This is a genomic window from Iodobacter sp. (assembly GCF_025352645.1).
Classification (GTDB): Bacteria; Pseudomonadota; Gammaproteobacteria; order Burkholderiales; family Chitinibacteraceae; genus Iodobacter.
Window position 1 is genome coordinate 1 of sequence record NZ_JANXSO010000156.1, and the last position, 2962, is coordinate 2962.

A 2962-nucleotide genomic window follows, 5' to 3' on the forward strand; every position below is an offset into this window, starting at 1 on the left:
CCATATTCAAAGCGGTTCGGCACCACAAAATCGACCACCGCGCCCAGCATGGCAAGGCCCCGCATCCCCGCCGCGCAAGCCGTAGCGCCATCGGCATCGTAATCGGCCACGATCAGAATCCGCTCTTTGGCGGCTATCGCATCGGCAAGGCGCTTGCCTGCCTCAATGATGTTTTTTAAGCCATGAAAGGGCAAAAGATGCGCCAGTTCGTGCTCCAGCTCGCTGCGGCTATGAATGCCACGCGCTGCATATAAACGCGCTTCAAGCGCTGTGTAGCCCTGCTGGCAAAGAAGAGATTCGGCAGCGGCAGGAACGATGCGGGGGGTGATGGTGGTCATTTTGGCTCAATGAAGAAAAGCGATGGGGCAAATCATATAAATGTAGGGTGGGCAACTGTGCCCACGCGAAAATTGCAAACTTTGCAAGGCATGGGGATATCGCACTTACACGTGTCAAATATGTCTCTTGCACGCGTGGGCACAAAATCGTGCCCACCCTACATGAATTTCCACGGTAATTTGGGTTTTTGCCAGATTTTCCAGCGTAGGGAGCGGTCAATTTGTAAGGCTAGGCCCAGATCGGGGAAGGTCATCGCTAGGGATGTTCTTTTCCCAGATTTTAAATCGGCCAGTAGCGGTGCAAACCAGTCTCGCTCTAGGCTTAGCCAGCCCTCACGCCAATCATGGGCATTGCCATAGCATGCGCCAAGGCGCAGCTGATCGAGCATCACTAGCGCATCCCCCACCGGCATAGACTCTGCACTTGGTGGCAGGCGCTGTACGCTCTCGCCCCCCAAATGCATCAAGCCAGCCAACATCTGCTCATTGCTATAAACGCTAATGCCGGGCAATACCGGCGTCTCCACGATTGGATAAACCGATCCGCCCCATGGCCACAGGCTGTTAATGGTTTGCGATTGCTCGCGGTGTTCGTTCACGCTATGGGTATAAAGATACATCTGAATTTCATTGAGCAGGCGATGCCATTTCAACGCATCAGCCCCCTTGGGTAGCAAGGTATCAATATCGCGGCCAATCGCAGCATCTAGCGGAGTCCAAGTTAGCTTTGGATCTACCGGCAGGCGCAAATACCAGCGTGTTGGCGTAGCCGCCACAAATAAGATGCCGTCTTCTCCAAACACACTATTAAGCCCTGCCACCAAGGAATCGGCCTCGGCCTGGCTCAGCTGAAACTGGTGAGCATCAAACAGCAGCAGACCATCTCGCTCAATCTTAAGATGCACGGGATCAGCACGCAGCCAAAAGCCTGGGCTGGCGGTGGGATGATCTAGGCCAAGGCTTAAAGCAGCAGCGGGCAACGACGGCAGGCCAACCAAGCCAGCCAGCCATTCTTCAACGCTTTGCTTTTGGGAAGGCAAGCGCTGGCCACGCCCACATAACATGGCCAGCGCAGGTAGCTCTAAGCCCGTGGTGATAAACCGGCACTGATCCGCATCGGGCCAGTCGGCATAAGGAATAACTAGATGAAGTGACATAGGGGAATTTTACAACAAGATGCGGGCAAGCAGCGATAAGGGCTCAGCGCAGCCCGCCCTAAAGATATAAACGCCAGATTGAATAATCAGGCCTGAGCGCTCGCTACAAAAACATACTCAAGCACTTCATCACCATACCCATCACTCTGCCCCGTGGCGCGCCAGCCCAGATGCCTGTAAAAGCCAAAGGATCTCACCTTGGGATCGGCCGCACAGCCAAGAAAAAGCCGACCGTGGCCTAGTGATTTCAAATCAGACATCACATTTTGCAACAGCATTTTGCCTATGCCTTGGTTCTCATGCTCTGGCAACAGCGCTAAAACTACAATTTCGCCAGTACTCACAGCGCCAAAGCAATACGCTGCCATTTGCCCACCAACGTGATAAACGTAACCTAACAGCTCGCCCGATTCGACTTGAGCCGCCCATGAAGCCTCGGTAATACCAAGCTCGGCTAAGCGCTCTTTAGAAATCGCGTTTTCTCGCGTTTTGCCTCTAATGACAATGCACTCTGCAATATCAGATGGCAGCGCAAGGCGAGTATTCAAAAACAAGGTGTTCAATATTAATCTTCTTCCATTTGAAAGCGGCGACGGTTGAGCTCTTCTTCTTTTACGCTATCAATCTCACGCATTAAGCCACGTACATCGGCTTTTTTCTCGCTGCGTCTTGCGCGGCCTGTGAGCGCCACTTCTGGATGCAACTCGCCTTTCTCGTAATGGCTCCAAATCTCAAAGGCGTAATCGGTATTTAGTAACTCAGGGGCAAATTGGCCGAAGTAAGTGGCCAAATTACCCACATCGCGTTCCAACATACTAAAAGCGCTGTTATTACCGGCCGCATCCACCGCTTGGGGCAGGTCAATAATCACAGGGCCATCTGCATCGACCAAAATATTGTATTCAGATAAGTCGCCATGAATCACGCCAGCACAAAGCATCAACACCACTTGCTTGATCAGCATCGCGTGATACGCCAGTGCTACTTCGGCGCTTAACACCACGTCATTTAAGCGCGGTGCGGCGTGGCCTGCGGCGTCGGTAACCAGCTCCATCAAGAGCACGCCTTCAAAGCAGTTATATGGGGTGGGCACGCGCACGCCTGCCGCTGCTAAGCGGTGCAAGGCGTCTACTTCGGCGGTTTGCCAGACTTCTTCAGCCATTTTGCGGCCATAACGGCTGCCTTTTTCCATGGCACGGGCATCACGCGAGCCTCGAACCTTGCGGCCTTCTTGATACGCGGCGTTTTGCTTAAAGCTGCGCTGGTTCGCTTCTTTGTAAACCTTGGCGCAGCGCACATCATCGCCACAGCGTACTACGTAAACCACGGCTTCTTTGCCACTCATCAGCTGGCGGAGTACTTCATCAACAAGTCCATTCTGAACAAGTGGTTCTAATCTTTTCGGGGTTTTCATTTTCCAAAGTCCGGTATTAGCAAACAGCAGTGTGCCTTATGCCATAAATTCGC

3 protein-coding genes and 1 pseudogene are annotated in these 2962 nt (G+C 52.9%); all 4 read right to left on the bottom strand.

Annotated features, from left to right (window positions below):
- Positions 1–338 (bottom strand): annotated as a pseudogene (locus tag Q0R17_RS17420) (single-stranded-DNA-specific exonuclease RecJ); the annotation flags it as partial.
- Between the two features lie 158 nt (positions 339–496).
- Positions 497–1495, bottom strand: a complete 999-nt coding sequence (locus tag Q0R17_RS17425; protein WP_293937299.1) for a hypothetical protein — start codon at positions 1493–1495, stop codon at positions 497–499.
- Positions 1496–1581: 86 nt separating this feature from the next.
- On the bottom strand, positions 1582–2058 hold the full coding sequence (locus tag Q0R17_RS17430; protein ID WP_293937302.1) for an N-acetyltransferase: 477 nt from the start codon (positions 2056–2058) through the stop codon (positions 1582–1584).
- Positions 2059–2060: 2 nt separating this feature from the next.
- A complete protein-coding gene (locus Q0R17_RS17435; RefSeq protein ID WP_293937305.1) occupies positions 2061–2909 on the bottom strand; it encodes a PA4780 family RIO1-like protein kinase in 849 nt (282 codons plus the stop codon).
- Positions 2910–2962 lie beyond the last annotated feature (53 nt).

Coding starts and splice junctions, on each gene's coding strand:
- Q0R17_RS17425 (WP_293937299.1), bottom strand. CDS start 1,495: ATGTCACTTCATCTAGTTATTCCTTATGCCGACTGGCCCGATGCGGAT.
- Q0R17_RS17435 (WP_293937305.1), bottom strand. CDS start 2,909: ATGAAAACCCCGAAAAGATTAGAACCACTTGTTCAGAATGGACTTGTT.